Origin of the sequence: Micromonospora sp. (genome assembly GCF_048594385.1) — a bacterium.
Lineage (GTDB): Bacteria > Actinomycetota > Actinomycetes > Mycobacteriales > Micromonosporaceae > Micromonospora > Micromonospora wenchangensis.
The window spans coordinates 1-26431 of record NZ_JBMDWU010000477.1; the positions used below are offsets into that span (position 1 = coordinate 1).

General features: G+C 73.9%; 27 protein-coding genes. 18 read left to right on the plus strand and 9 right to left on the minus strand.

Annotated elements, in window-relative coordinates; genetic code table 11:
- Positions 1–93 precede the first annotated feature (93 nt).
- Positions 94–1554 (minus strand): endo-1,4-beta-xylanase, encoded by a 1461-nt coding sequence (locus ACOJTC_RS25745; protein ID WP_420118825.1) that lies wholly within the window; start codon positions 1552–1554, stop codon positions 94–96.
- A 582-nt stretch (positions 1555–2136) separates the two neighbouring features.
- Here ACOJTC_RS25745 and ACOJTC_RS25750 point away from each other — a divergent pair.
- The 5 genes from ACOJTC_RS25750 (at position 2137) to ACOJTC_RS25770 (ending at position 7756) form a co-directional block, all read left to right on the plus strand.
- The gene (locus ACOJTC_RS25750; protein WP_420118839.1) at positions 2137–3552 is read left to right on the plus strand and encodes an FAD-dependent monooxygenase; all 1416 of its coding nucleotides are present in this window, start codon (positions 2137–2139) and stop codon (positions 3550–3552) included.
- Positions 3553–3685: 133 nt separating this feature from the next.
- Positions 3686–5263, plus strand: coding sequence for a phenylacetate--CoA ligase family protein (locus ACOJTC_RS25755; RefSeq protein WP_420118826.1), 1578 nt, complete (start codon positions 3686–3688; stop codon positions 5261–5263).
- Positions 5264–5265: 2 nt separating this feature from the next.
- On the plus strand, positions 5266–5706 hold the full coding sequence (locus tag ACOJTC_RS25760; RefSeq protein WP_088642613.1) for a DUF4188 domain-containing protein: 441 nt from the start codon (positions 5266–5268) through the stop codon (positions 5704–5706).
- Positions 5703–6791: a GNAT family N-acetyltransferase gene (locus tag ACOJTC_RS25765; protein ID WP_357935298.1), complete on the plus strand. Its 1089-nt coding sequence runs from the start codon at positions 5703–5705 to the stop codon at positions 6789–6791. The genes ACOJTC_RS25760 and ACOJTC_RS25765 overlap by 4 nt, the downstream gene beginning before the upstream one ends.
- Positions 6791–7756 carry a nitroreductase gene (locus ACOJTC_RS25770; protein ID WP_420118827.1) on the plus strand — a complete coding sequence of 322 codons (966 nt, stop codon included), beginning with the start codon at positions 6791–6793 and terminating at the stop codon, positions 7754–7756. The genes ACOJTC_RS25765 and ACOJTC_RS25770 overlap by 1 nt, the downstream gene beginning before the upstream one ends.
- A gap of 33 nt (positions 7757–7789) precedes the next feature.
- Here ACOJTC_RS25770 and ACOJTC_RS25775 read toward each other — a convergent pair whose 3' ends face one another.
- On the minus strand, positions 7790–8578 hold the full coding sequence (locus ACOJTC_RS25775) for a class I SAM-dependent methyltransferase (RefSeq protein ID WP_204926593.1): 789 nt from the start codon (positions 8576–8578) through the stop codon (positions 7790–7792).
- Between the two features lie 180 nt (positions 8579–8758).
- On the opposite strand from ACOJTC_RS25775, the gene ACOJTC_RS25780 reads away from it, so the two are divergent.
- The 4 genes from ACOJTC_RS25780 to ACOJTC_RS25795 are packed head-to-tail and all read left to right on the plus strand — an operon-like array spanning position 8759 to position 11726.
- The gene (locus ACOJTC_RS25780) at positions 8759–9802 is read left to right on the plus strand and encodes a Rieske 2Fe-2S domain-containing protein (protein ID WP_420118828.1); all 1044 of its coding nucleotides are present in this window, start codon (positions 8759–8761) and stop codon (positions 9800–9802) included.
- Positions 9799–10008 (plus strand): hypothetical protein, encoded by a 210-nt coding sequence (locus tag ACOJTC_RS25785; protein ID WP_204926591.1) that lies wholly within the window; start codon positions 9799–9801, stop codon positions 10006–10008. Before ACOJTC_RS25780 ends, ACOJTC_RS25785 begins: the two co-directional genes overlap by 4 nt.
- Entirely contained in the window at positions 10005–10943 is a 939-nt protein-coding gene (locus ACOJTC_RS25790; RefSeq protein ID WP_420118829.1) for a PDR/VanB family oxidoreductase, read from the plus strand. Before ACOJTC_RS25785 ends, ACOJTC_RS25790 begins: the two co-directional genes overlap by 4 nt.
- A 30-nt stretch (positions 10944–10973) precedes the next feature.
- Entirely contained in the window at positions 10974–11726 is a 753-nt protein-coding gene (locus ACOJTC_RS25795) for an IclR family transcriptional regulator (RefSeq protein ID WP_357935284.1), read from the plus strand.
- 7 nt (positions 11727–11733) lie between these two features.
- Here the strand turns inward: ACOJTC_RS25795 and ACOJTC_RS25800 are convergent, their stop codons facing one another.
- Positions 11734–12198 (minus strand): MarR family winged helix-turn-helix transcriptional regulator, encoded by a 465-nt coding sequence (locus tag ACOJTC_RS25800; RefSeq protein WP_145920501.1) that lies wholly within the window; start codon positions 12196–12198, stop codon positions 11734–11736.
- An 82-nt stretch (positions 12199–12280) separates the two neighbouring features.
- On the opposite strand from ACOJTC_RS25800, the gene ACOJTC_RS25805 reads away from it, so the two are divergent.
- The 4 genes from ACOJTC_RS25805 to ACOJTC_RS25820 all read left to right on the plus strand — a co-directional run bounded on the left by ACOJTC_RS25805 (position 12281) and on the right by ACOJTC_RS25820 (position 16220).
- The gene (locus ACOJTC_RS25805) at positions 12281–13207 is read left to right on the plus strand and encodes an SDR family oxidoreductase (RefSeq protein ID WP_420118830.1); all 927 of its coding nucleotides are present in this window, start codon (positions 12281–12283) and stop codon (positions 13205–13207) included.
- Positions 13208–13286: 79 nt separating this feature from the next.
- Positions 13287–14189, plus strand: coding sequence for an amidohydrolase family protein (locus ACOJTC_RS25810; RefSeq protein ID WP_420118831.1), 903 nt, complete (start codon positions 13287–13289; stop codon positions 14187–14189).
- Entirely contained in the window at positions 14186–14638 is a 453-nt protein-coding gene (locus ACOJTC_RS25815; RefSeq protein WP_420118832.1) for a MaoC family dehydratase, read from the plus strand. Before ACOJTC_RS25810 ends, ACOJTC_RS25815 begins: the two co-directional genes overlap by 4 nt.
- A gap of 55 nt (positions 14639–14693) precedes the next feature.
- Positions 14694–16220, plus strand: a complete 1527-nt coding sequence (locus tag ACOJTC_RS25820) for an acyl-CoA synthetase (RefSeq protein ID WP_420118833.1) — start codon at positions 14694–14696, stop codon at positions 16218–16220.
- Here the strand turns inward: ACOJTC_RS25820 and ACOJTC_RS25825 are convergent.
- The 6 genes from ACOJTC_RS25825 to ACOJTC_RS25850 all read right to left on the minus strand — a co-directional run bounded on the left by ACOJTC_RS25825 (position 16183) and on the right by ACOJTC_RS25850 (position 21894).
- Positions 16183–17037: a PaaX family transcriptional regulator C-terminal domain-containing protein gene (locus ACOJTC_RS25825; RefSeq protein WP_357935270.1), complete on the minus strand. Its 855-nt coding sequence runs from the start codon at positions 17035–17037 to the stop codon at positions 16183–16185. The genes ACOJTC_RS25820 and ACOJTC_RS25825 overlap by 38 nt on opposite strands.
- Positions 17038–17067: 30 nt before the next feature.
- Complete coding sequence (locus ACOJTC_RS25830) at positions 17068–17880, minus strand: ABC transporter ATP-binding protein (protein WP_363654581.1); 813 nt, start codon at positions 17878–17880, stop codon at positions 17068–17070.
- Positions 17873–18694, minus strand: a complete 822-nt coding sequence (locus tag ACOJTC_RS25835; protein WP_357935264.1) for an ABC transporter permease — start codon at positions 18692–18694, stop codon at positions 17873–17875. Before ACOJTC_RS25835 ends, ACOJTC_RS25830 begins: the two co-directional genes overlap by 8 nt.
- The gene (locus ACOJTC_RS25840) at positions 18691–19485 is read right to left on the minus strand and encodes an ABC transporter permease (protein ID WP_363654577.1); all 795 of its coding nucleotides are present in this window, start codon (positions 19483–19485) and stop codon (positions 18691–18693) included. Before ACOJTC_RS25840 ends, ACOJTC_RS25835 begins: the two co-directional genes overlap by 4 nt.
- Before the next feature lie 64 nt (positions 19486–19549).
- Complete coding sequence (locus ACOJTC_RS25845; RefSeq protein WP_420118834.1) at positions 19550–20509, minus strand: ABC transporter substrate-binding protein; 960 nt, start codon at positions 20507–20509, stop codon at positions 19550–19552.
- Between the two features lie 212 nt (positions 20510–20721).
- A complete protein-coding gene (locus ACOJTC_RS25850) occupies positions 20722–21894 on the minus strand; it encodes a 4-hydroxybenzoate 3-monooxygenase (RefSeq protein WP_420118835.1) in 1173 nt (390 codons plus the stop codon).
- Between the two features lie 259 nt (positions 21895–22153).
- Here ACOJTC_RS25850 and ACOJTC_RS25855 point away from each other — a divergent pair, with 259 nt between their 5' ends.
- The 5 genes from ACOJTC_RS25855 (at position 22154) to pcaB (ending at position 26421) form a co-directional block, all read left to right on the plus strand.
- A complete protein-coding gene (locus ACOJTC_RS25855; RefSeq protein WP_204926581.1) occupies positions 22154–22972 on the plus strand; it encodes a CoA transferase subunit A in 819 nt (272 codons plus the stop codon).
- Positions 22973–23048: 76 nt separating this feature from the next.
- On the plus strand, positions 23049–23792 hold the full coding sequence (locus ACOJTC_RS25860; RefSeq protein ID WP_420118840.1) for a CoA-transferase subunit beta: 744 nt from the start codon (positions 23049–23051) through the stop codon (positions 23790–23792).
- The gene (pcaH, locus tag ACOJTC_RS25865) at positions 23789–24523 is read left to right on the plus strand and encodes a protocatechuate 3,4-dioxygenase subunit beta (protein ID WP_420118836.1); all 735 of its coding nucleotides are present in this window, start codon (positions 23789–23791) and stop codon (positions 24521–24523) included. The genes ACOJTC_RS25860 and pcaH overlap by 4 nt, the downstream gene beginning before the upstream one ends.
- Positions 24516–25088: a protocatechuate 3,4-dioxygenase subunit alpha gene (gene pcaG / locus ACOJTC_RS25870; protein WP_420118837.1), complete on the plus strand. Its 573-nt coding sequence runs from the start codon at positions 24516–24518 to the stop codon at positions 25086–25088. The genes pcaH and pcaG overlap by 8 nt, the downstream gene beginning before the upstream one ends.
- Complete coding sequence (gene pcaB, locus ACOJTC_RS25875; RefSeq protein ID WP_420118838.1) at positions 25063–26421, plus strand: 3-carboxy-cis,cis-muconate cycloisomerase; 1359 nt, start codon at positions 25063–25065, stop codon at positions 26419–26421. The genes pcaG and pcaB overlap by 26 nt, the downstream gene beginning before the upstream one ends.
- The last annotated feature ends 10 nt before the right edge of the window (positions 26422–26431 follow it).

Below are 26431 nucleotides of genomic sequence, written 5' to 3' on the forward strand. Positions count from 1 at the left end.
CCCCCCTCTCCACCCCCCGCCGTCAGGACTCGGTGCCGGCCCCCTGCGCCTGTCCCGGGCGGACGGTCCGCGCCCGCCCGGGACAGGCAGTGCTCAGGAGGCGGTGCAGACCGGGGTCAGGCCGGTGGCGGACCCGGTGCCCTGGAACCCGAACTCGGTGGACTGGCCGGCGGCGACCGAGCCGTTGTAGTTGACGTTGCCGAACTGGACGCTGCCGCTGGTGCCGGTGCGCTCGGCGCTCCACACGTTGGTGATCGCGGCACCCGACGGCAGGGTGAGCTGGACGTTCCAGCCCTGGATCGGCGCGCTGCCGGCGGTGACCCGGACGGTGGCGACGAAGCCGCCGGTCCAGGAGTTCAACGACACCGTGGCCGTGCAGCCGCCCGTCGGCGGCGGCGTGGTGGGCGGGGGAGTCGTCGGCGGCGGGGTGGTGGGCGGCGGCGTGGTCGGCGGCGGCGTGGTGGTCGGCGGGGTGGTGGTCCGGCCCTTGTTCAGCTCGTCGAGGACGGCGTAGTACGCGGCCTTCTTCTGGTAGTTGCCGTTGCCGCCGGTGAACAGCAGGCCCCGCTCGGAGGAGCGCCACGACTCGCTGTCGGAGATGCCCCAGACGGTGATGCCCGTGCACTTCGCGACGTTCAGGCAGGCCCGGACGACCTTGCGGTAGTTGTCCGCCTGGCCGGCGCCGATGTCGTTGTTGCTCAGGTCGTCGTCGATGTCGACCTCGGACAGGTGCACCTCGACGCCGAGGTCGGCGAAGCGCTGGATGTTGGCCTGCAGGTCGTTGCTGATGATGCTGTTCGGGTTGTCGTTGAAGTGCGACTGGAACCCGACGCAGTCGATGTACTGGCGGTAGGTCCGCACGATGTCGTACAGCGCGTTGGCCTTGCGGTTCGGGCCACCGCCCTTGACGGTCAGCCCCTCGACGTCGTAGTCGTTGATGCAGAGCTTGGTGGAGTAGCCGCCGGCCTGCACGATTTGCTTGGCCCGGATGAACGAGTCCCGGATGACGTCGGTGTCCCCGGCGTCGAAGAAGTCGCCGTCGCCGTTGGCGTCCCGGTTCATGGTGTGCGGCCACTGGTTGCGGCGGCGGCCGGTGTTGTTGTCCTCCAGCGCCTCGTTGACCACGTCCCAGTAGGCGATCTTGCTGCCCCAGCGGTTGATGGCGTTGCCGATGAAGGTGTTCAGCGTGCCCTGGCTGGCCCCCTGCAGCGCGCCGGCCTGCGAGTGCCACACCAGGGTGTGTCCCCGGACCACCATGCCGTTGCTCTGCGCGTGGTTGACCAGCTGGTCCGCGCCGCTGGTGTTCTGCAGCCCACCGCTCGACGTGGCGATCCGGTCGGGCTTCATGTCGTTCTCGGGGGTCAGCTGGCCGAATTCCTGACCGAGGATCGGGTAGAGCCGGTTCGGTGAGGACGCGGTGCCGAAGAACAACCCTGCCTTGGCCGCTGCGGCCCGCAGCGTGGTCTCGGCGGCGACGGCCGGGGTACCGGACTGGACCGCCACCGCGCCGCCGACCAGCAACAACACCGCTGCCGGCAAGGCCGTTCTGCTCACTATCCTGCGTCGCCTCAGGCTGCTGCCCACGGACCCTCCTCGCTACATGACGTAAATAATTGATGCATGTGTATGCCCATCGAAGGGTCAGTATCGATAGCGGTCGACCACACTGTCAACAACTTTCGGAAATGTTCCGGAAACCTCGCCGGGTGGGCTGAGCTGGCGGAAGTCGAGTTCGTGCAGGTGGACGCGTCGGGACGTGGAGTGGTCGGCCAGATGACACACGGTTGCCGGCGCCGGCCGGCGGGCGGACGCCGAAACATTCGAAATTCGGGGCCCGGACGGCCGGAAAAGGCGCTGGACAGGCCGCCGGCCGGTGGATAGGTTGCCGCTGCCCGTGACGCAGCCCGAGGAGGTGAGACCCATGAACGCCGTACCCACGTGGGTGCTCCCCCTGCCCGTCGCGGTCGGGCGACCGACGTAACCGTCGCCCGGGAGCGCCCGCCCACCAGGCACTCCCGAAAGGCGCTTCCCGTGCACCAGTCGCCGCTCGCCCCCACCCCGCCCACCGCAACGGTCGAACCCGCTTCAGGTTTCCCGCCCCCGGCCCCTGCCGGCCGGCCACCCCACGACACCGACGTGGTCATCGTCGGCTGCGGCCCGACCGGCGCGATGCTCGCCGCCGAACTACGCCTGCACGACGTGCGGGTTCTCGTCCTGGAACGGGAGACCGAACCCACTTCGATGGTGCGCATCGTCGGCCTGCACGTCCGCAGCATCGAACTGATGGCGATGCGCGGACTGCTCGACCGTCTGCACGAACACGGCCGGCGACGACCCGCCGCCGGCTTCTTCGCCGCCATCGCCGCGCCCCCGCCCCCCGGACTGGACACCGCCCACCCCTACCTGCTGGGCATTCCGCAGCCGGTCGTCGTGCGGCTGCTCGAAGAGCACGCGACCGGCATCGGGGCGCAGATCCGCCACGGCACGCCGGTGGTGGGCCTCGACCAGGACGACACGGGGGTGGGCGTCACGCTGGCCGACGGGCACCGGCTGCGGGCCCGCTACCTCGTCGGCTGCGACGGCGGCCGGAGCACCGTGCGCAAGCTGCTCGGCGTCGCCTTCCCCGGCGAACCCGCGCGGACCGAGACGCTGATGGGGGAGCTGGCGGTCGGCATGTCGCCCGAGGAGATCGCGGCCACCCTGGCCGGGCTCGGGCAGGTCGACAGACGCTTCAGCCTGACCCCCTTCGGCGACGGCGCCTGCCGCGTCGTCGTCCCCGCCGCCGGGGTCACCGACCGTGCCGCACCGCCCACCATCGACGACGTCCGGCAGCGGTTACGCGCCGTCACCGGCACCGACTTCGGGGTGCACTCCCCACGCTGGCTGTCCCGCTTCGGCGACGCCACCCGGCTGGCCGACGCGTACCGGGTGGGGCGGGTGCTGCTGGCCGGCGACGCGGCGCACATCCATCCGCCCATCGGTGGGCAGGGCCTCAACCTCGGCGTGCAGGACGCGGTCAACCTCGGCTGGAAACTGGCCGCCCAGGTCCGGGGCTGGGCACCGGCCACCCTGCTGGACACCTACCAGGACGAACGCCGTCCGGTCGCCGCCGACGTGCTGGACAACACCCGCGCCCAGACGGAACTGCTCTCCGACGGACCGGGCGCGCAGGCCGTACGTCGGCTGCTCACCGAACTGGTGGCCTTCGACGCGGTGAACCGCCACCTGACCGAGAAGATCACCGCGATCGGCGTCCGCTACGACCTCGGGTCGGGGCCCGACCTGCTCGGCCGGCGGCTGCGTGACCTCGACCTGCGTCAGGGTCGCCTCTACGACCGGCTGCGCCACGGCCGGGGCCTGCTGCTGGACCGCACCGGCCGGCTCGGCGTCGCCGGCTGGACCGACCGCGTCGACCACCTCACCGACCCCACGGCGGACCTGGACGCCCCGTGCGTCCTGCTGCGCCCCGACGGTCACGTCGCCTGGCTCGGCGACGACCAGAGCGACCTGGAGGGCCAGCTGACCCGCTGGTTCGGCCGGCCCACCGGCTGACCCCGGCCGGGGTGGGCGTGCCCGGAACATCCCGGCACACCCACCCCGGGGCGGCCGACCGAGTAGGAATACTCAGGTACCCACCGCATCCGGCCTCAGGACCCGGCGCGCCGGCCCGGACAGAGTGGTCGGCATGGCCGAGCTACCGCACCGACCCGTCGCCCTGCGTACCGTCGAATCGCCGTTGCCGGCCGTGGTGGCGCACGGCCGGCAGGTCGGCCTGGGGGCCCTCGGCCGCGCGGTGGCCGCGCTGGGCCGGCTCGCCGCCCGGCAACCCGCCGGCTGGCGCTGGACGGCCCGGCGGCACCACCCGGCACTGGACGCGCTGGCCGCCGCGCACGCCCGCGGGGTGTGCGCGCGGGCCGCCCGGCAGGTCCCCGCCTACCGCGCCTTCCTACGGGCCCGCCCGGCGGGCGTGCGCCGCCGGCTCACCGACTTCCCCGAGACCGACAAGCGCAGCTACGTGCTGGCCCACGACGCCACCGCCCGCTGCCGGCACGGCCGGCTGCCCACCCGGGGGGTCATCGTCGACGAGTCCGCCGGCTCGGCCGGGCAGCCGTTCAACTGGCCGCGCGGCGAACGCGAACTGCACGCCGTGCACCGGGACATCGCCGGCTACACCGGACTGGTCTTCCCGATGCGCCGACCGTTCGTCATCAACGCCTACTCGATGGGGGCCTGGGCGACCGGGACGACCACCGGCGCGGCGATGGCCCGGATCGCGGTGGTGAAGAACACCGGCCCCGACCTCGGGAAGATCATCGACACCCTGCGGGAGTTCGGCCCCGACTTCGACTACCTGGTGACCGCCTACCCGCCGTTCCTCAAGCACCTGCGCGACCGGCTCGACGCCGAGGGCTTCCCCTGGTCGCGGTACCGCGTCGCGGCCAGCTGCGGCGGGGAGGCGATGACCGAGGCACTACGCGACTACCTGGAGCAACGCTTCACCCGCGTCCGGTCGGCGTACGGGGCGTCGGACCTGAGCATCGGCATCGGCGCGGAGACCCGGTTCACGGTGTGGCTGCGCCGCCGCCTGCAGACCGACCGAGGGCTGCGCGACGCCCTGCTCGGCGCGGACGAGCAACGGCTGCCGATGGTGTTCCAGTACAACCCGTTCGCCACCTACCTGGAGACCAACGAGCGACGCGAACTGCTCTGCACGGTCACCGGGGACGTGCTCCAGCCCCGGCTGCGGTACAACGTCGGGGACGAGGCGCAGCTCGTGTCGTACCAGCGGGCCGTCGAGCTGGTCTGCGCCGACCCGGTACGCCGGGCCGAACTGCGCCCCGCGCTCGCGGCCGAGCGGATGACGCTGCCGCTGCTGCTGCTCTTCGGCCGCAGCGACTCCACCATCTCCTACCTCGGTGCGAACCTCTACCCGCAGGACGTCGAGTACGGCCTCTACGTCGGCAACCCATACGCCGCCGAGATCAGCCGGTTCTGCCTGGCCCTGGTCGAGGACGCGACGCTGGAGAGCCGGCCGGTGATCCACCTCGAACTGCGCCGCCCGCTGGCCGCCCCGCAACGCGCCGCGCTCGCCGACGCGTGCCGCCTCGGCGTCCGCCGCCACCTGACCTCGGTCTCCCGCGACTTCGCCCAGTCCCTGGTGGAGGACGCCACCGCCGGTGACCTGCGGGTCGAACTGCACGCCCCCGGCACCGGCCCGTTCGCCGGGCAACAGAAGATCAAGAACAGCTACCTGGTGAGGTGACCATGCGTACCCGTGACTTCTCCCGTGCCCCCGCGCAGGCCCGCGCCGGCGCCATGTTCATCGGCGGCACCCGCTACACCAACCCGCTGGTGCTGCTGCGGCTCGCCCCGTCCTGGTTCCGGATGCTGCGCGACATGCGCCGGATGAACGGCTACTGCTGGCACACCGTCTACTGGCAGTTCCCGCTGACGCTGGGCACCATCGCGTTCTTCACCGACCGCGACGCGATGCTGCGCTTCGCCCGCACCCGGCACCACCGCCGGCTGATGGTCTGGCTGACCGACGGCACCCGCAACGCCACCGCCGGCTTCATCCGGCTCTACACCGCAAGCCCCGACGGCTACTCCAACGGCACCTGGCGGGCCGAGGGCCCGGAGATGGGGCACATCGACACCTTCACCCCGCTGGGCGCGGAGACGACCGGGCCGGCGGTACGCCGGTGAGCCCCGCCCGGCACCGGTTCACCCGGGTCACCGACCGGCGCGGCCTGCGGCAGTTCCTCGCCTTCGGCGACCGGCTCTACGCCGGCGAACCCCGCCACGTGCCCACCCCCCGCCAGCAGATCCGCCGCTGGTGGCGCGACGGCGTGCCGCTGTACCTGCTGCGCGACGCCGCCGGCACGGTCGTCGGCCGCACCACCCTGCACACCGACGCGGACTTCGACGCCAAGCTCGGCCGCCGGTGCCAGCTCTTCGGGCTCACCGAGTTCACCGAGCCGGCGGCGCAGCCGCTGTTCGACGCGATCGCCGCGCACGCCGGCACCGACCGGGACCTGCTGTTCGGCCCGGTGGCGCTGCTACCCAACCAGGCCGGTGGCGTGATCACCTCCGGGTACGCCGAGCGGGGCTTCGTCGACAGCGCCTGGAACCCGCCGTGGTACCCGACCGCCTACGAGGCGTACGGGTTCGTCCGCCGGTTCGAGGCCGACACCTGGATCTGCCCCGTGCCCGCCCCACCGGAGCCCCTCCCGCCGGTGCACGTCGACCCGGACGGCGCCCGCATCGCGCTGCACCGGGGCGACGTCCGCCACCTCGACGACCAGCTCGACCTGCTGCGCGGGATGCTCAACGCCTCCTTCGCCCAGCTCGGCTACTACACGCCGATCTCCGCCGCGCAGCTACGGCGGCAGACCGACGGGCTGGCGTACCTGCTGGACGAGTCGTTGCTGCTCTACCTGACCCGCGACGGCGAGCCGGTCGCGTTCGTGCTCTGCGTACCCGACATCAGCGAGTTCCTGATCGCCGTCCGGGGCGACCTGCACCTGCTCAACCAGGCCCGGTTGCTGGCCGCCCGCCGCCGCTACCGCCGGGAGGCGGTGCTGATCGTCAAGGGGGTGCTCCCGCAGCACCAGGGGCGCGGCTACCAGCGGCTGCTCTCCACCCACCTGCACCGCAACCTGTACACCGGCGGTTACACCACACTGCGCAGCACCTACGTCGAGCGGGACAACGTCGCCTCGGCCGCCCAGTACCGCCGCCTGGGCGGTCGACCGCTGCACGGGTACACCTTCTACGCGAAGGAGCGCTAGTGGACCACGACGCGTTCCGCGCCCTCGAACCGTGGTGCTGGCGGGCCCCGAGCGCGCACAACACCCAACCGTGGCGGCTGCGCTACGAGCCCGCCGCGATCCGGATCGGCTGGGACCCCGCCCACACCCTGCCCGTCGGCGACCCCACCGGCCGGGACCTGCGGCTGTCCCTCGGCGCGTTCGTCGAAACGTGCCTGATCGTCGCGGCCGACGCCGGGCTGCGGCTGGAGTACGTCGCCGACCACGACGAACAGCACAGGTGGGTGGGGCTGCTGCGGCCCGCCCCGGACCGCTACCCGACGCCGTTTTGCACCACGGACGTGTGGGAGCGCCGGACCCACCGGGGCACGCTCGCCGGGACGGTGGACGCCGACACCCGCGCCGCGCTGGACGCGGTCGCCCGCCCGGCCGGCGGCAGCGTACGGGCCGTGCCGGACGCCGGGCGGCTCGGCACGCTGCTGCGCACCGCCGACCGCCGGCAGTACGCCGACCCGGCGGTCGTCGCGGAACTGCGGCACTGGCTGCGGTTGGACCCGGCACACCCGGGCTACCACGCCGACGGACTGACCGACAGGTGCCTCGCCCTGTCGCGCCCCGCCGCCGTCGGCCTGCGCGCGGCACTGGCCGGGTATCCGGTGCTGCGCCCGCTGGGCCTGCCGCGACTGCTCGCCGCCGCCGCTGGCGACCCCCTCGCCCAGGGCGGCACCGTGCTGGTCCTGATCGCCCCCGACCACCTTGACCACCCCGGCCAGGTCGCGTTCGGACGGGTGCTGCTGCGGGCCTGGCTGACCCTGCACACGGCGGGCCTGGCCGCCCACCCGCTGAGCCAGCTCATCGACGTCCCCACCACCCGGGCGGCGCTCGGTGCGCTGCTCGACGTCGCGCCCCAGCGCCTGCTGCACGTCACCCGGGTGGGCCGGCCCACCCGCCCCGCCCCCCGCTCGGCCCGCCGGGTCCGGGCCTGACCGGCCCGGGTCGGCGGCGGCGCAACGACGGGGTCAGGCCGGACGGTGCGGGGCGCGACCGCTGATCTGCACGAAGGGGAAGCCGTTGACGACCACCCGGGGGTCGTCGAGGGCGGCCATCGTCGCGGTGAGGTCGGCGTCGGTCGCCCCGTGGGCCAGCAGGGCGGCCCGTAGCTGGGGAATGCCGGCCCGCAGCAGGCGGCAGCCCGGGCCGCCGCCCCGCCACCGGTGTGCCGTGGTGTGCGACCGCACGTCGGTCAGCCCCGCGTCGGCGAAGACGGCGGGGGCCCGCTGCGCCCACCCCGTGTCCAGGCCCCGGGCGGTCAGCGTCGCCACGTGGGCGGCCAGGTAACGGATCAGCAGGTCGGCGGTTGCCGCGTCGGGCGCGTCGGCGACGAAGTCGGCGGGCGGGTGGGCGAACTCGCCGATGAGCAGCGCACCACCGGGCCGCAGCGCGGCGACCATCCGCCGCAGGGCCTCCTCCCGGCGGGGCAGGTGGCCCAGGACCAGCCGGGCGTGCACCAGGTCGAAGGTGCCAGGCGGTTGGTCGGTGACGATGTCCTCGCGGCGCACGACGAGGCCGGGCCGGGCCGGGATGTGCTGCGGGGCGATGTCCGTGGCGACCACCTCGGCGGCCCGGTCGGCCAGCCAGTGGGCGATGCTGCCGGCCCCGGCGGCCACCTCCAGGCAGCGCCGGCCGGTCAGCTCGCCGAGTTCGGTGAGGGCGGCCCGGGTCGGTTCGTCCAACAGGTCCGCCAGCGCGTCGTGGTGGGCGGTGGCCTGGGCGCTGGCGTTGTCGAAGGAGTAGCCCTGCGTGTCCACCCGACCATCGTGCCGCACGGTCCGCGGCCGCGGTGCCCCGCTCGGACGGTGCCCGACGCGTTCCCGGCCGGCGGTGCCGCCACCCCGTCTTCCACTCAACGGAAGGCATGCTCCCGGGCGGCGGCCCCGGACGCGATGATTCGTCTCCGTCGATGGTCAGCCCGCGAGGAGGTCGTGCGGATGGAGTTCGCCCGGGACCAGTGGTACGTGGCCGCCCACGGCGTCGAGGTCGGCCGGGACCTGCTCGCCCGCACCGTGCTCGGCGAGCCGCTGGTGCTGTACCGCACCGGCGCGGGGGAGGCAGTGGCGCTCGCCGACCGGTGCGTGCACCGGCGTTACCCGCTGTCGCAGAGCCGCCTCGACGGCGACACCGTCGTCTGCGGCTACCACGGCTTCACCTACGACCCCACCGGCACCTGCGTCTTCGTCCCGGGGCAGCAGCGGATTCCGCGTACCGCGCGGGTCGCGGCGTACCCGGTGGTGGAGCAGGACTCCTTCGTCTGGGTGTGGATCGGTGACCGGGACCGGGCCGACCCGGCCACGATTCCCCGCGCGCCGTGGCTGGCCGACCCCCGGTACGCGGTGGTCCGTGGCATGGCCCCGCTGGAGGCCCGCTACGGCCTGCTGGTGGACAACCTGATGGACCTGTCCCACGAGACCTACCTGCACGGCGGCTACATCGGCACCCCCGAGGTGGCGAACACCCCGATCACCACCGAGGTGGACGAGGACCGGGGCGTGGTGCACGTCAGCCGGCACATGGACGACGCCGAGTGCCCGCCGTTCTACGCCCGCTCGACCGGCATCCAGGGCCGGATCACCCGCTGGCAGGACATCGAGTACCACCCGCCCTGCCTCTACCTGCTGCACAGCCGGATCGCCCCGCAGGGCGTCCATCCACCCGCCGAGGGCGAGGACAGCGCCGCCTTCCACGCCGAGATCGTCTACGCGATCACCCCGTCGACCGCGCACAGCACGTACGACTTCTGGGCGGTGGCCCGGGACTTCGCGGTCGACGACGAGTCGGTCAGCGAGTACCTGCACCAGAGCAACCACACCGTGGTGATGCAGGACGTCGCGGCGCTCAACATCCTGGAGCGGGTGATCGCCGCCGAACCGGAGCGGTACCAGGAGCTGAGCATCAACATCGACACCGGCGGGCTGGCCGCCCGGCGGCTGCTGGCCCGGCTCGTCGGGTCGGGGACGGTGGGAGCGCCCCGGTGACCCCCGCGGTCGACGGCGGCCGGGTCTACCGGGTCCACTGGGTGCCGGGTACCGACACCCTGCGCGGCATCTGCCACTGCGGCGCGCAGCGGCTCGCCGAGGAGCCGGTCGCGTTGTGGCAGTGGCTGCTCGACCATCCGCGCGGCCACCACGTCCCGAGCGTGCCGGCGGCCGACCCGACCGGCCGGCAGGCGGTGCCGGCGTGACCGGAACGGACCTCGTCGTGGTCGCCCGCCGGCAGGTGGCCGCCGGGGTCGTCGAGTTCGGCCTGGCCCGCCCCGACGGCGCGGCGCTGCCCGGGTGGGCGCCGGGCGCGCACGTCGACCTGGAGCTGGGCCCCGGTCTGCTGCGGCAGTACTCCCTCTGTGGTGACCCCGCCGACCGGTCCGTCCTGCGGATCGCGGTGCAGCGGGAGGCGGCGGGACGCGGCGGCTCCCGGGCTGCGCACGAGCGGCTCACCGTCGGCGGCACCGTCCGGGTGCACGGCCCCCGCAACACGTTCCCGCTGGTCGCCGCCCGGCGGTACCGCTTCGTCGCCGGTGGCATCGGGATCACCCCGATCGTGGCGATGGTCGCCACCGCCGACGCCGCGGGCGCGGACTGGCACCTGGCGTACGGCGGACGCACCCGCGCCGCGATGGCGTACGCCACCGGGCTGCGCGACCGGTACGGCGACCGGGTCGGCCTGTACCCGCAGGACGAGACGGGGCTGCTCGACCTGGCCGGGCTGCTGGCCGGGCCCGGCGACGGCCTGGTCTACTGCTGCGGCCCGGAGTCGCTGGTGCGGGCGGTGGAGGAACACTGCCGGGACTGGCCGCCCGGCGGGCTGCACATCGAGCGGTTCGCGCCCCGGGACGACACCGCCGGGCCGGACACGGCGATCGAGGTGGAACTCGCGCTGTCCGGGCGGACGGTGACCGTGCCGCCGGGGGTGCCGATCCTGCGGGCGGTGGAGGAGGCCGGGGTCCCGGTCCTGTCGTCCTGCCGGGAGGGCACCTGCGGCACCTGCGAGACCCCGGTGCTGGCCGGGGTGCCGGAGCACCGCGACAGCCTGCTGTCCGCGAAGGACCGCGCCGCCGGGGACACCATGCTGATCTGTGTCTCGCGGGCCCGTACCCCCCGGCTCGTCCTGGAGCTGTGACCGGCCGGCGCGGGCGGGGAGGATGGTGGGATGCGCGGGCAGCCGGGTCGGACGGTGACCAGCCGGGTGCTGGCGCTGCTCGACGCGTTCAGCCCGGCCAGCCCGGCCCTGACGCTCAGTGAGCTGGCCCGCCGGGCCGGGCTGCCGCTGTCCACCGTGCACCGTCGGGTGGCGGAACTGCTGGCCTGGGGTGCGTTGGAGCGTGGCGGGGACGGGCGGTACCGGATCGGCCTGCGGCTGTGGGAGGTGGGTTCGCTCGCGCCCCGGGGCCTGGGGTTGCGCGAGGTGGCCCTGCCGGTGATGGAGGACCTGTACGAGGTGACGCACGAGAACGTCCAGCTCGCCGTCCGGCAGGGGCTCGAACTGGTGTTCATCGAGCGGATCGCCGGCCGGCAGGCGGTGCCGGTGCGTACCCGGGTGGGCGGCCGGTTCGCGCTGCACGCGACCGGGGTCGGGCTGGTGCTGCTCGCCCACGCTCCGGCCGAGGTGCAGGAACGGGTGCTGGCCGCGCCGCTGGAGCGGTACACCGGGTTGACCGTCACCGATCCGGGGCGGTTGCGCCGTCAGCTGGCCGAGGTGCGCCGGGTCGGGTACGCGGTCAGCGACCGGCAGGTCACCATGGACGCCCTGTCGGTGGCCGCGCCGATCCGGGCCCCGGAGGGGGTGGTGGCGGCGTTGTCGCTGGTGGTCGCCCACGACCGGGCGGACCCGGTGGCGCTGGCCCCGCTGGTGCAGGCGGCGGGTCGGGTGCTGTCCCGGGCCCTGGGCGGCACGCCCCGGTGAGGGGGGATCAGTCGGGGAAGGCCAGCAGCCGCAGCAGCCGGGCCAGCCGGGCCTGGTCCTGCGCCGGCACGACGGACAGCGAGTCGATCCCCACGGCGCGGACGGCGTCGCGGGCGCGGGCGAACAGGTCCCGGCCGGCGTCGGTGGCGACGAGGACGTTGGCCCGCCGGTCGGCGGGGTCGGCGTGCCGCTCGACGAGGTGCCGCTGTTCCAGCCCGTCGACGAGGGCGACGACCTGGCTCGGGTCGAGCCGCAGGAACTCGGCGAGTTCGCGCTGGGTCGGGCGGACGTCGTCGGCGGCCAGCGCGAGCACCGAGTAGGAGCGGGCCTTCAGGCCGTGGGTGGCCAGGGCGGCGTTCGCCGCGGCGAGGGCGAGCGCGTTGGCGCGGGCCAGCAGGAAGCTCAGGTCACCGGCGAGCGCGCTGTCCCGCAGCCGGTCGCTGCCGGTCGACCGGGTCCGTTCGGCGGGCATGGCGACGATGGTAGCAAGCTTCCTGAATAATTGACATTCTCAACGGTCCGTGCTCAGATCGCATCGACGGAAGGGAGTGCCCATGTCACTGGACGGCAAAGTCGCCATCGTCACCGGCTCCGGGCGCGGCCTCGGCCTGGCCTACGCCCAGGAGCTGGCGCGGCGGGGCGCCCACGTCGTGGTCAACGACATCGACGCCGACGTCACGGCCGAGGCGGTGGCCACGATCGAGGCGTCCGGCGGGCGGGCCGTCGGGGTGACCGCGCCGGTGGGCCCGACCGGGACCGCCCAGGAACTGGTCGACACCGCCCTCGCCACGTTCGGCCGGCTCGACGCCCTGGTCACCAACGCCGGAGTCCTGCGCGACACCGTGCTGTGGAAGATGAGCGACGACGACTTCGACACCGTCGTCACCGTGCACCTGCGGGGCACCTTCACCACCGTGCGCGAGGCGGTGCGGCACATGCGGCAGGCCGGCGAGGGCGGCCGGATCATCTGCATCGGCTCGCCCACCGGGCAGCGGGGCACCTTCGGCCAGACCAACTACGCGGCGGCCAAGGCGGGCATCGTCGGCATGGTCCGCACCTGGGCGCTGGAGCTGAAGCGGGCCGGCATCACCGCCAACACCGTCGTCCCGGTCGCCGCGACCGCGATGACCGCCACCGTCCCCTACTTCGCCGCCGCCGTCCGCGCCGAGGCCGACGGTGAGCCGATGCCCGCGTTCTTCCGGCACGACCTCGGCTTCGGCACCGTCGACGACGTGGCCGGCCTGATCGCCTTCCTCGCCTCCGACGCGGCGGCCAAGGTCACCGGGCAGGTGATCGGCGTCGGCGGCGACCGCCTGCAGATCTGGACCCACCCGGAGGCGGCCCTGACCGCCTACCGCGAGGGCGGCTGGACCTACGACGCGCTGGTGGAGGCCTGGCCGACGACGTTCGACGGGGCCGCGCAGAGCGTCGGCGAACGGTTCCCCGAACTGCCCGCCCAGTTCCAGCCGGCGAGCCCCTGACCCGGCCGACCGTCACTGGACCGACGAGACCGTCCGCCCGCCCCGCCGGACCGGACCCGCCCGACGGAGGCTGCCGCCCGTGTACCGACCCGCGATCGACCTCGACGCCGTCACCGCGATCGACATGCACGTGCACATCGAGGTCGACGACCACGGCCACGCCTCGCTGCCCGAACCGCTGGTGGCCGCCGTGTCGAAGTACTTCCGCACCGACGGGCCCCGCCCCGCCGTCGACGCGGTGGCCCGGTACTACCGCGAGCGGCAGATGGCCGCCGTCGTCTTCACCGTCGACGCGGGCACCCAACTGCGGCACCCGCCGCTGTCCAGCGCCGAGATCGCCCGTGCCGCCGCCGAGCACGCCGACGTGCTCATCCCCTTCGGGTCGGTCGACCCGCGCACCGGCGCGGCGGCCCTCGACCTCGCCGCCCGGCTGATCGAGCAGGAGGGGGTACGCGGGTTCAAGTTCCACCCCACCGTGCAGGGCTTCGACCCCGGCCACGAGGCGTACGCCCCGCTGTGGGCCCTGATCGAGCGGGCCGGCCTGCCGGCGATCTTCCACACCGGACAGACCGGCATCGGTGCGGGCCTGCCCGGCGGGTACGGTCTGCGGCTCGGGCTGTCCAACCCGATGCTGCTCGACCCGGTCGCCGCCGACTTCCCCGACCTGCAGATCGTCATGGCCCACCCGTCGGTGCCCTGGCAGGACGAGGCGCTGTCGGTGGCCACCCACAAACCCAACACCTGGATCGACCTGTCCGGCTGGAGCCCGAAGTACTTCCCGGCCGCGCTGGTGCGCCACGCCAACTCGGTGCTGAGGCACCGGGTGCTGTTCGGCACCGACTACCCGCTGCTGACCCCCGACCGGTGGCTGCGGGACGTGGCGGCCACCGACCTCAAGCCCGACGTGCTCCCGGGCATCCTCAAGGACAACGCGGCCCGGCTGCTGGGCCTCGCCCCGCCCGTACGAGAGGAGTCGCCATGACGACGACCATCACCTACGACCAGCTCGCCGACCTCGCCGGCACGGACCTGGGGCACACCGGCTACCGGACGGTCACCCAGGACCAGGTGCACCTGTTCGCCGACGCCACCGACGACCACCAGTGGATCCACGTGGACCCGCAGCGGGCGGCGGGCGGCCCGTTTGGCGCGCCGATCGCCCACGGCTTCCTCACCCTGTCGCTGGCGGTGCCGTTCTGGACCGAGCTGCTGGAGGTCAAGGGCGTGTCCACCAAGGTGAACTACGGCCTCGACCGGGTGCGCTTCCCCGCCCCGGTCGTGGTCGGCGCGCGGGTGCGGATGCGGGCCACCGTCGTCGAGGTGGCCGAGGTGCGGGGCGGCTACCAGCTCACCGTCGACCAGACCATCGAGATCGAGGGCGGCACCAAGCCGGCGGTGGTCGCCCGGGGGTTGTACCGCTTCCACGCCTGAGACCCCGGGCGTCCGGCCAGGTCATCATCCCCCCTCCACCACCAGGAGACTGCTGATGCACCAGCACGGAATCGGCGCCTGGGTGGCCCGGCGTCGGCTCAGGTCCCCGGACCGGATCGCCCTCGTGCACGGCGCGGGCGCGACCGTCACCTACGCGCAGTTCGCCGACGCCGTGGACCGGGTCGCGGCGGTGCTGCGGGAACACGGCGTGGGCACCGGCGACACCGTCGCCTACCTGGGCGAGAACAGCCCGGAGTTCCTCCAGGTGATGTTCGGGACGGTGCGGCTCGGTGCCGTGTTCGTGCCGGTCAACACCCGGCTCGCACCCCCCGAGATCGGCCACGTGCTGACCGACTGCGCGGCCCGGGTGCTGATCCACGACCCGGACTTCGCGGTGCCGGTGGCCGCCGCGCTGCCGACCGCCCGGCCCCCACGGGTGCTGGTCACCGGCGGGGGCACCCCGGACCGGCCGGGCCTGGCGACGCTGACCCGCGACGCCGACCCGGCACGGGCCGGGCACGCCGACCCCGGCCCCACCGACCCGGCGGCGATCGTCTACACCTCGGGCACCACGGGCCGGGCCAAGGGCGCGGTGCTCACCCACGGCAACCTGACCTGGGTGGCGCTCAACTGCGTGGTCGACTACGACGTGGTCTCCACCGACGTGGCGCTGATGATCTCGCCGCTGTTCCACGTCGCCTCGCTGGGGATGGGCGCGCTGCCCGTCATCCTCAAGGGGGCCACGATGGTCATCGAGCGGGGTTTCGAACCGGGGCGGGCGCTCGCGCAGATCGCCAGGCACCGGGTCACCATGCTCAGCGGGGTGCCGACCACCTACCAGCTGCTGGCCGACCACCCCGACTGGGCCTCGACCGACCTGTCCACGCTGACGAAGCTGACCTGCGGCGGGTCCGCCGTGCCGACCCGCATCCTCGACGCGTACGAGGCGCGCGGCCTGTCGTTCTCCCAGGGGTACGGGATGACCGAGGCGTCGCCGGGCGCGACCGCGCTGCCGCCGGCGGTGACCCGGGCCAAGCAGGGCAGCGTCGGCCTGCCGCACTTCTTCACCGACGTCCGGATCACCGACCCGGGCGGGGCCGTGCTGCCCGCCGGTGCGGTGGGTCAGATCGAGGTGGCCGGGCCCAACGTCTTCCCCGGCTACCACGGCCTGCCGGAGGCGACCGCCGAGGCGTTCACCGCCGACGGCTGGTTCCGCTCCGGCGACCTGGGCCGCCTCGACGACGACGGCTACCTCTACGTCTCCGGCCGGCTCAAAGACATGATCATCTCGGGTGGCGAGAACATCTACCCGGCGGAACTCGAACTGCTGCTCGGCGAGATCGACGGGGTGGTGTCGGCGGCCGTGATCGGGGTGCCGGACGACCGCTGGGGGGAGGTGCCGTGGGCGGTGCTGACCGTCCGGGCGGGGGCCTCGGTGGACACCGGCACCGTCCGGGCCCACCTCGACGGCAGGGTCGCCCGCTACAAGTTGCCGAAGAACGTGGTCGTCGTGGACGAGTTGCCGCGGACCGCGTCGGGGAAGGTCAGGAAGGCCGAGCTGCGGGCGCGGTTCGCCGGCTGACCGTGGGCCGGTGGGTGACCAGGGCGGCGAACTCCGCCGCGGACGCCTCGGCCAGCGCCCGGTGCGCCAGGCGGTAGGTCTGCGCCGACCGGGCGGCCGGCCACTGCGCGTCCATGAACTCGGCGGGCAGTCTCGGGTCGGCCCGCAGCAGCGCCAGCCAGTCCGCCACCAGCATCGTGCGCAGGGTCAACGCGCCCGCCGTCGCCGTGGTCGCGGCCGGGTCGGCCCACCTGTCGATGAATGCCAGGTGCTCGCGCCGGATCGCCTCGATGTCCCAGGCGGCGCGGACGCTGTCGCCGATCGGGAAGCCGGCGAGTTCGCGGGCGTGGAAGGCGACCACGGGGTGCGGGGCGAGGTCCCGGCGCAGCGGCTCCAACGACCCGGCGAGGTCGACCTCGCCCGGGGCCAGCCACAGCCCGTCGCGGATCGGCGCGAAACCCTCCCAGGTGAGCGTGGAGCGCAGCCGGTGCCGCAGCGTCCGCTGCTCCTCCGGGATCGAGAAGGTGACGAGCGTCCAACCGCTGCCCTGCGGGTCGAACGGCCGCGGCCCGCGCACCCGGTACGTCGCCTCGCGCAGCACCGCCGCCCCGTGCTCGGTCAGCGAGAACAGCGTCTCCCGACCACTGCGCCCCCGGGCGAGGACGCCGCTGCGCACCAGCCGGTCGAGGGTGGCCCGGGTCGCCGGCGCGGCGACCCCCGCCCCCTCCAGCACGGTGATCAGGACGCTGGCCCGGATCGGCCCGGTGTCGCCGTCGACGACGTGTTCGCCGAAGAAGGCGAGCACCAGCTGCTTGGGCTGTCGCCTAGCCACAGTCATCCCCTCCGACGCCTCCGACGCCCGGCGCGCTCACGGCGCGGGTCGCGGGGCCACATTGTGCCCGCGTCTGGCCCGCTGGATCTCGCCGTAGACGTGCGTGCGCAGTTCGGTGAACCGGGGCAGGGCGCGGGTGGTGATCTGGTCGCGGTCGGCGGGCAGGTCGATCACTAGGTCCTCGCGTACCCGGGTGGGCGCGTGGGAGAGCACCAGCACCCGCTGCCCGAGGTAGACCGACTCGTCGATGTCGTGGGTGACGAACAGCACCGAGATCCCGCGTCGGGCGTGCAGCTCCCGCACCAGGTCCTCCAGGTCGGCCCGGGTCTGCGCGTCCACCGCCGCGAACGGCTCGTCCATGATCAGGACCTCCGGCTGGTACGCGACGGCCCGCGCGATCGCCACCCGCTGCTGCATCCCGCCGGAGAGCTGCCACGGGTGGCTGCGGGCGGCGTGCGCCAGGCCCACCGCGTCGAGCGCGTCGGCGACCAGGGTGTGCCGCTGTGCGCGGGACAGCCGCTTGTGCCGCAGCGGCAGCTCGACGTTGCCGCGCACGGTCAGCCACGGGTAGAGGCTGCGGCCGTACTCCTGGAACACCACGGCCATCGCGGGGCTGGGGCCGGTCACCGGTGCGCCGTGCATCTCGACGGTGCCGCCGGTCGGGCGCAGCAGCCCGGCGAGGCACTTCAGCAGGGTGGTCTTTCCGCACCCGGACGGCCCGACGATGCAGACGAGTTCGCCGGCGTCCATCGTGAAGCTGAGGTCACCGATCGCCTCGACGTCGCCGGTGCGGGCCCGGTAGACCTTGTTGAGCTGCGTCACCCGCAGCAGGGTGCCCCGGTCAGACACGGTTGACCTCCCTGATTCCGTGGTACCAGCGCAGCACGCGCCGCTCGACGACCCCGAAGACGACGGCGAGCAGCACGCCGACCCCGCCGAGCAGCAGGATGCCGCTCCACATCTCGGCGACGAGGTAGTTGCGTTGGAAGTAGGCGATCCGGTAACCCAGCCCGGCCGACGAGGCGAACATCTCGGAGATGACCATCAGGATGAGCGCGACCGAGAGGGCCTGCCGGACCCCGGCCATGATCCGGGGGCTGGCGGCGGGGAGCACCAGGAACCACAGCCGCTCCCACCGGGTGACCCGGAACGACCGTGCGGTCTGCGTCAGCACGCTGTCGGTGCCCCGGACCCCCTCGACGGTGTTGAGCAGGATCGGCCAGACCGCGCCGGAGACGATCACCACGACCTTCATGGTGTCGGTGATGCCGAGCAGGAGCATCGCCACCGGGATCAGCACGGGTGGCGGGACGGCCCGGAGGAACTCCAGCAGCGGTTCGAGCAGTTCGCGCAACCACGGGGTCAGGCCGATGACGGTGCCGGCGGCGACGCCGAGCACGATCGACGCGGCGACCCCGAGGCCGAGGCGGTAGAGGCTCGGCAGCACGTCCTGCACGAACGCGGGCCCGATCCAGGTGTCGACGAAGGCGTCGGCGATCGTCACCGGGTCGGGGAAGAACCGGTTCGTCGCCCTGGTCGCCACCAGGCCCCAGAGCACCAGCAGCAGCATCGGCAGCCCGAGCGCGTGCAGCAGGCCCGCCACGGCCCGCGTACCGGCCCGGCGGCGTGGCGCGGCGACGACCCGGCCCGGGTACGCGGTCACAGCGCCCGCTCCCCACGGACGGACTCGTGCCAGGACAGCGTCCGCCGTTCGACGAACCGGAAGACGAGGTTCACCGCCAGCCCGAGCAGGCCGGTGACCACGACGAGGGCGTACAGGCCGACCGCGTCGCCGCCGGAGCGGGACAGCTCGATCATGCGGCCGAGCCCCGGGTTGCCGATCACCATCTCGGCGGTGATGGCCAGGATGAGCGCCACCGCCGCCGCCAGCCGTAGACCCGTCATCAGGTACGGCAGGGTGGTCGGCAGGACGAGGTGCGTCCACTGCTCGCGGCGGCGCAGGCCGAAGCTGCGCGCGGTGTCCCGGGCCACCGCGTCGACGTCGGCGACCCCGTAGATCACCTGCACGAACACCTGCCAGAACGATGCGTAGACGATGATGACCAGGGCGGCCTGCCGCTGGATGCCGAACATCAGCACGGCGAGCGGGATGAGCGCGACCGACGGGATGGGACGCAGGAACTCGACCATCGTGTGGGTGCTCCGGCGTAGGAAGGGCACCAGGCCGACGAGGGTGCCGAGGGCGACGGCGGCGAGGGTCGCCACGGTCAGCCCGATCGCCCAGGAGGTCATGGTGCTGCCGAGCCGCCGCCAGAACGCCAGGTCGACGAGCTGTTCGGCGAGCCGGGCCAGCACGTCCGTCACGTACGGCAGGTACTGCGGGTCGATCAGGCCCAGCGTCGGGATCGCCTGCCAGCCGACGAGGAAGGCGGCCAGGCCGGTGACGCCCAGCAGCGTCCTGCGCAACGCGGGTGGCCGTCGGGTGGTGGGCACGGGCGGGTCACCTCCGAAGGTGGCGTCGCCCGGCGGCCGGGCCGCCGGGGCGTCGCCGGGTCGGCTACTGCTGGCGGATGAGCCGGTCGAGGTCGGGCTGGCGGTCGAGCACCCGGTACCGGCCGGCGAGTTCGGCGAGCGTCTGCAGGCTGGCCCGGTCGACGTCCCAGCCGAACGCCGGCAGTCTGACCGAGTCCGCCACCGGCGGCGGCAGTTGGAGGTTGTCCTTGATGGCCTGCCGCAGGGCCGGTGCGTTGGCCGGGTCCTGCGCCCACTGGAGGGTCTTCTTCATCGCCGCGGAGAAGTCCTCGACCAGCTTGGCGTCCTTGTCGAGGCGGGCGGTGGTGGTGATGGTGGTCAGGGTGGCAAGGCCCGGCACCACCGCCTGGTAGGGCGCCACGACGAACCTGTCGCCCCGACCCTTCAGCTGGGTGACGAAGGGTTCCGGCACCCAGGCGGCGTCGATGTTGCCCGCCGCGAGCTGGGCCGGGGCGTCCGGGAAGGCCACCTCGACGAACTTGACCTTCCTGGGGTCGCCGCCGTCCTTCTCCACCGCCGCCATGATCGTGACGTCGCCGGCCGCGCCCAGGCTGTTGACCGCGACCCGTTTGCCGGCGAGGTCGGCCGGCCGGGTGACACCCGACTTCGCCGAGGCCACCACCGCGTTGATGTCGTCGCCCTGGGCGTACGAGGAGGCGTAGTTGCCGATGATGACGACGCCGAGGTTCTGCAGGTCGGCGCGGAACGGGCCGAACGGCTGGCCGATGGCGAAGTCGATGTCGCCGTTCATCAGCGCCGGAATGGCCTGCGCGCCACCCTGGGCGGGCAGCACCTCGACCTGGAGCCCGCGCTCGGCGAACAGGCCCGCCTTGATGCCGCCCCACAGCGCGGCGGTCTCGGTGATCGGCAGCGCCGCGACCCGGACCTTGCGCAGGTCGCCGGAGGTCGGCGCGGACGGGGTGGACGCGTCGGAGTCGGTACATCCGGTGAGGGCGACCGCGGCGGCGATCAACCCGAGAGCCATGACCTTCTTCATTGACGAGGCCCTTCCTGGGCGGGGGTGGTGGGGTGCGTCGGAAGTCGGCGGGATGCCTCGGACCTGCGGGGGGAACCAACCGCTGCGTGGGGGCGCACGCCGCTGTGGTGGCCATGGTCAGCCACCCCGACATCGAAAGTCAAGAATTTCTGACGCCCGTCATGAATAAGTTGAACGACGCTGCGTCGTGGTGGCGTCGCTCAGACCTCGGGCAGGCCCACGTAGTTCTCGGCCAGGCTCGTCGCGTACGCCCGCGAGGTGGCGGCGTACCGCAGCGTCGCGGTCTGCAACTTCGCCTCGTACGGGTCGTCGTGCGCCAGCCGGTGCAGCATCGAGGTCATCCACCAGGAGAAGTGCTGGGCCCGCCAGACCCGGCGCAGCGCGGTGGTCGAGTAGCCCGCCAGCAGGTCGGTGCGGCCGTGGGAGTACCAGGCGGCGAACGCCTCGCCGAGCAGCGCCACGTCGGCCAGCGCCAGGTTCATGCCCTTGGCCCCGGTGGGCGGGACGATGTGCACGGCGTCCCCGGCCAGGTACAGCCGCTCCCACTGCATCGGCTCCACCACGAAACTGCGCATCGGAGTGATCGACTTCTCCAGCACCGGCCCCTCGGTGAGCGACCAGCCCGGCACCGTCTCCAGCCGGACCCGCAGTTCCGCCCAGATCCGCTCGTCCGGCCACGCGGCGATGTCCTCGTCGGGGGCGACCTGGAGGTAGAGCCGGGAGACCTGCGGTGAGCGCATGCTGTAGAGGGCGAAACCCCGATCGTGGTGGGCGTAGACGAGTTCCTCCACGGCCGGCGCGGCGGCGGCGAGCACCCCCAGCCAGGCGAACGGGTACGCCCGCTCGTAGCTGGTCAGCACCCCGTCGGGCACCGCACCCCGGCTCACCCCGTGGAACCCGTCGCAGCCGACCACGAAGTCGCAGTGCAGTTCCTCCTCCCGGCCGTCGTGTCGGTAGCGGACCACCGGGTCGGGGGAGTCGAGCCCGTCCAGCCGGGTCACCTCGGCGTCGAACAGGATCGTGCCGCCGGCCGCGAGGCGCGCGGCGATCAGGTCCTTGACCACCTCCTGCTGCCCGTAGACGGTGATCGCCCGCCCGGTCAGCTCGGTCATCGGCACCCGGTGCGACTCCCCGGCGAAGCGCAGCTCGATGCCCTCGTGCCGCAGCCCCTCGCGGAGCAGCCGCTCGCCGACGCCGGTGCGGCACAGCAGGTCGACCGAGCCCTGTTCGAGCACCCCGGCGCGCAGCCGGTGCTCGACGTGCTCACGGCTGCGGCTCTCCAGCACCACCGAGGAGATGCCCTGCCGGTGCAGCAGGTGCGACAGCATGAGCCCCGCCGGCCCGGCGCCGACGATGCCGACCTGGGTACGCATCCCGGTCCGTCCTTCCTGGACGCCGGCCCGACACCGGGGCCCGGCGGCGGGCCACCGAAAGCGTTCGCTGAGCGAACGGGTGTTCTCTCATTGAACGTTGGCACGCGACCCGGCTCCCGTCAACGTCCTGCCCGGACGGTGGTCCTCCCGACGTCGGGACCTGAGGTGGACATTGACGGATGCCGCCGCCGACCGTACGTTCGACATGAGCACGATGGTCCGCATGGCGAACACCGGTCCGAGGTGAGGCGGGAGGCCCATGGCGACGCTCGTCCCGCTCGCGCAGGCCGTGGCGGAACTGGTCCGCGACGGTGACGTGGTGGCCCTGGAGGGCTTCACCCACCTCATCCCGTTCGCCGCCGGCCACGAGATCATCCGCCAGCGACGGCAGGAGCTGACCCTGGTCCGGATGACCCCCGACGTCATCTACGACCAGCTCATCGGCGCCGGCTGCGCCCGCCGGCTGGTCTTCTCCTGGGGCGGCAATCCCGGCGTGGGATCGCTGCACCGGTTCCGCGACGCCGTGCAGCACTCCTGGCCGCGCCCGCTGGAGCTGGAGGAACACAGCCACGCCGGGATGGCCAACCGCTACGTGGCCGGCGCGTCCGGCCTGCCGTTCGCCGTGCTGCGCGGCTACACCGGCACCGACCTGCCCCGGCACACCGCCAACGTCCGGTCGGTCGACTGCCCGTTCACCGGCGAGACCCTCACCGCCGTGGCGGCCCTGCGCCCCGACGTGACCGTGGTGCACGCCCAACGCGCCGACCGGGCCGGCAACGTACAGCTGTGGGGCATCACCGGCGTGCAGAAGGAGGCGGTGCTCGCCGCCCGCCGGTCGCTGGTCACCGTCGAGGAGGTCGTGCCCGAGTTGACCCCCGTCCCCGGGCAGGTCGTGCTGCCCGGCTGGGCGGTCACCGCCGTGGCCGAGGTGCCCGGCGGCGCCCACCCCTCCTACGCCCAGGGCTACTCGGTCCGGGACAACGACTTCTACCGGGCCTGGGACGCCGTCAGCCGGGACCGCGACACCTTCCGTGCCTGGCTCGACCGGCACGTGCACCGGGCCGGGGCGGCGGCATGACCGCGCGGCCCGCCCCCCGCCCCGGGAGGCCGACGTGAGCGGCCCGCCCCCGTCCGCCGGGTGGACCGCCGACGAGATGATGACCGTCGCCGCCGCCCGGCAGCTCCGCGACGGCGTCGCCTGCTTCGTCGGGATCGGACTGCCCAGCACCGCGGCGAACCTCGCCCGCGCCACCCACGCCCCGAACCTGGTGCTGGTCTACGAGTCCGGCTGCCTCGGCGCGAAACCGGACCGGCTGCCGCTGTCCATCGGCGACGGCGTCCTCGCCGACACCGCCGACGCGGTCGTGTCGGTGCCCGAGGTGTTCAACTACTGGCTCCAACCCGGCCGGATCGACGTCGGCTTCCTCGGCGCGGCCCAGCTCGACAGGTACGGCAACCTCAACACCACAGTCGTCGGCGACGACTACGCGACCCCGGCCGTCCGGCTCCCCGGCGCGGGCGGGGCACCCGAGATCGCCGCCTCCTGCCGCGAGGTCGTGGTGATCGTCCGGCAGAACCCGCGCACCTTCACCGCGCGGGTCGACTTCGTCACCTCCGTCGGCTACGGCACGGGCCCGGGGGACCGGGAACGGCTCGGCCTGCGCGGCGGCGGACCCCGACTGGTGATCACCGACCTCGGCGTCCTGGAACCCGACCCGGTGAGCTGCGAGCTGACCCTGACCCGGCTGCACCCCGGGGTGAGCCGGGAGCAGGCACGGGCCGCCACCGGCTGGGACCTCGCCGTCGCCGAGCCGCTGACAACCAACGAACCGCCCACGGCGCACGAGCTGGAGGTGCTGCGCGCGTTGCGGGCGACGGCCGAGGGGAGCCGACCATGACCGAGGACACCACCGGCCGCCGACTGCCGGCGTACCGGCGCGACGACGTCGACGCCCACCCGCCGCTGTTCAGCCCCGGCTACCGGTCGACCGTGACGCGGGCGCCCCGGCAGCCGCTGGTCCACCTGCCGCAGCGGCTGACCGAGATCACCGGGCCGCTGTTGGGCGAGGGACGCCTCGGCGACCTCGACCACGACCTGACCCGCCAGCACGACGGATCACCACAGGGGCAGCGGATCATCGTGCACGGCCGGGTCCGCGACGGCGACGGCCGGCCGGTGCCGCGTACGTTGGTCGAGATCTGGCAGGCCAACGCCGCCGGACGCTACCGCCACGAGCGCGACACCTGGCCGGCCCCGATCGACCCGCACTTCGACGGGGTGGGCCGGACGCTCACCGACGACCAGGGGCGGTACCGGTTCGTCACCGTGCAACCGGGGGCCTACCCCTGGCGCAACCACGACAACGCCTGGCGGCCGGCGCACATCCACTTCTCCCTGTTCGGCCGGGCGTTCACCCAGCGGCTGGTGACCCAGATGTACTTCCCCGGCGACCCGCTGTTCTTCCAGGACCCCGTGTTGCACTCGGTGCGTGACCCGATGGCCCGGCAACGGCTGGTCGCCCGCTACGACCACGCCGCCACACAGCCCGAGTGGGCGCTGGCCTACGCGTTCGACATCGTGCTGCGGGGCCGGGAGGACACCCCCTTCGAGGACGGCGACCATGAGTGACCGGCTGGGCGTCACCCCGGCGCAGACCGTCGGGCCGTACCTGAGCATCGGCCTGCACTGGCCCGACGGCCCGTACGTCGTCCCCGAGGGCACCCCCGGCGCGTTCTGGATCCGGGGCCGGATCGTCGACGGCACCGGGGAACCCGTGGTCGACGCGCTGGTGGAGAGCTGGCAGGCCGACCCGGACGGCCGGTTCGACCACCCCGACGACCCGCGCGGGGCCCGGCCGCCGCGGCTCGCGGGATTCCGGGGGTTCGGCCGCAGCGAGACCGACGACCAGGGGCGCTACCGGCTGCTGACGGTCCGGCCGGGGCCGCTGCCCGACCCGGACGGCGGCACCGAGGCCCCGCACCTGACCCTGTCGGTGCTCGGCCGGGGGCTGCTGCACCGCCTGGTGACCCGGCTCTACTTCCCCGACGAGCCGGCGGCCAACGCCGTCGACCCGGTGCTCTCCGGCGTGGAGGTCGACCGCCGGGACACGCTGCTGGCCAGCGCCGCACCGGACGGGTTCCGCTTCGACATCCACCTGCAGGGCGACCGTGAGACCGTCTTCTTCGCCGTCTGACGGCCTGCTCTCCGGGCTGTCCGGCAACCCGGAGGTGGACGCGGAACTCGACGATCCGGCCCTGCTGCGGGCGCTGCTCGACGCGGAGGCAGCCCTCGCCCGGGCCGGCGCGGACGCCGGTCTCGTGCCCGCCCCGGCGGCCGACGCGATCGTCACCGCGTGCCACCCCGGGCGGTACGACCCGGCGGCGCTGGGCCGGGCCGCCGACGCCGCCGGGAACCCCGTCGTCCCCCTCGTGCGGGAGTTGACCGCCGCCGTGCCCGCCCCGGCCCGACCCTGGGTGCACCTCGGGGCGACCAGCCAGGACATCCTGGACACCGCGCTGAGCCTGCTGGCCGTCCGGGCGCTCGACGCGCTGCGCCGGCACCTCGACACCGCCGTCGACGCGGCCGTCCGGCTCGCCGACACCCACCGCCACACCGTGCTGGTCGCCCGGACCCTCGGCCAGCAGGCGGCACCCACCACGTTCGGACTCAAGGCCGCCGGCTGGTTGACCGGCCTGGCGCAGGCCCGCGACCGGCTCCGGCAGGCCGGCGACGGGCAGCCCGCGCAACTCGGCGGCGCGGTCGGCACCCTCGCCGCGCTCGGCCCGGCCGGCCCCGACGTCGCCGCCCGGTACGCCGCCCACCTGGGGCTGCCCGCGAGCGCGCTGCCCTGGCACACCCGACGGCAGCCGCGCCTCGATCTGGCCGCCGCGCTCGGCGGCCTGCTCGCGGCCACCGGCAAGGTCGCGCTCGACGTCGGGCTGCTCGCCCAGACCGAGGTCGGTGAGGTCACCGAGGGCGGCGGCGGACGCGGTGGCTCCTCCGCCATGCCGCACAAACGCAACCCGGTCGACGCGATCCTGATCGGGGCCGCCGCCCGCCGCGGCCCCGGCCTCGTCGCCACCCTGTTCGCCGCGGCGGTGCAGGAGCACGAGCGGGCCGCCGGCGGCTGGCACGCCGAGTGGGAGCCGCTGCGGGACCTGCTGCACCTGGCCGGCGGCGTCACCGCCCGGTCCGCCCGGCTGCTGACCGGACTGAGGGTCGACCCCGCCCGGATGCGGGCGAACCTCGACGCCACCGGCGGACGGGTGCTCGCCGAGGCCGTCGCCGCCCGGCTGGCCCCCGCCGTCGGCCGCGACGTCGCGCACGACCTGGTCGCCCGGGCCGCCGCCGCCCCCGCGTTCCGCGCCGCGTTGCTCGCCGACCCGCAGATCCGTGCCCACCTGTCCGGGGCGGAGATCGACGAGGCGCTCGACCCGCACCGGTGGCTCGGCTCGGCCGGCCGGTTCGTCGACGCGGCGCGGGCCGCCGCCCGGCAGGCGGGGACGTGGCCTCCCGGCTGCCCCTGAGGAGCGACGG

Bases quoted from the DNA above. Each gene is read 5' to 3' on its own strand.
- ACOJTC_RS25755 (WP_420118826.1), top strand. From the start codon at position 3,686: ATGGCCGAGCTACCGCACCGACCCGTCGCCCTGCGTACCGTCGAATCG.
- ACOJTC_RS25760 (WP_088642613.1), top strand. From the start codon at position 5,266: ATGCGTACCCGTGACTTCTCCCGTGCCCCCGCGCAGGCCCGCGCCGGC.
- ACOJTC_RS25780 (WP_420118828.1), top strand. From the start codon at position 8,759: ATGGAGTTCGCCCGGGACCAGTGGTACGTGGCCGCCCACGGCGTCGAG.
- ACOJTC_RS25795 (WP_357935284.1), top strand. From the start codon at position 10,974: ATGCGCGGGCAGCCGGGTCGGACGGTGACCAGCCGGGTGCTGGCGCTG.
- ACOJTC_RS25800 (WP_145920501.1), bottom strand. From the start codon at position 12,198: ATGCCCGCCGAACGGACCCGGTCGACCGGCAGCGACCGGCTGCGGGAC.
- ACOJTC_RS25805 (WP_420118830.1), top strand. From the start codon at position 12,281: ATGTCACTGGACGGCAAAGTCGCCATCGTCACCGGCTCCGGGCGCGGC.
- ACOJTC_RS25815 (WP_420118832.1), top strand. From the start codon at position 14,186: ATGACGACGACCATCACCTACGACCAGCTCGCCGACCTCGCCGGCACG.
- ACOJTC_RS25820 (WP_420118833.1), top strand. From the start codon at position 14,694: ATGCACCAGCACGGAATCGGCGCCTGGGTGGCCCGGCGTCGGCTCAGG.
- ACOJTC_RS25825 (WP_357935270.1), bottom strand. From the start codon at position 17,037: ATGACTGTGGCTAGGCGACAGCCCAAGCAGCTGGTGCTCGCCTTCTTC.
- ACOJTC_RS25845 (WP_420118834.1), bottom strand. From the start codon at position 20,509: ATGGCTCTCGGGTTGATCGCCGCCGCGGTCGCCCTCACCGGATGTACC.
- ACOJTC_RS25850 (WP_420118835.1), bottom strand. From the start codon at position 21,894: ATGCGTACCCAGGTCGGCATCGTCGGCGCCGGGCCGGCGGGGCTCATG.
- ACOJTC_RS25855 (WP_204926581.1), top strand. From the start codon at position 22,154: ATGGCGACGCTCGTCCCGCTCGCGCAGGCCGTGGCGGAACTGGTCCGC.
- ACOJTC_RS25860 (WP_420118840.1), top strand. From the start codon at position 23,049: ATGATGACCGTCGCCGCCGCCCGGCAGCTCCGCGACGGCGTCGCCTGC.
- pcaH (WP_420118836.1), top strand. From the start codon at position 23,789: ATGACCGAGGACACCACCGGCCGCCGACTGCCGGCGTACCGGCGCGAC.
- pcaG (WP_420118837.1), top strand. From the start codon at position 24,516: ATGAGTGACCGGCTGGGCGTCACCCCGGCGCAGACCGTCGGGCCGTAC.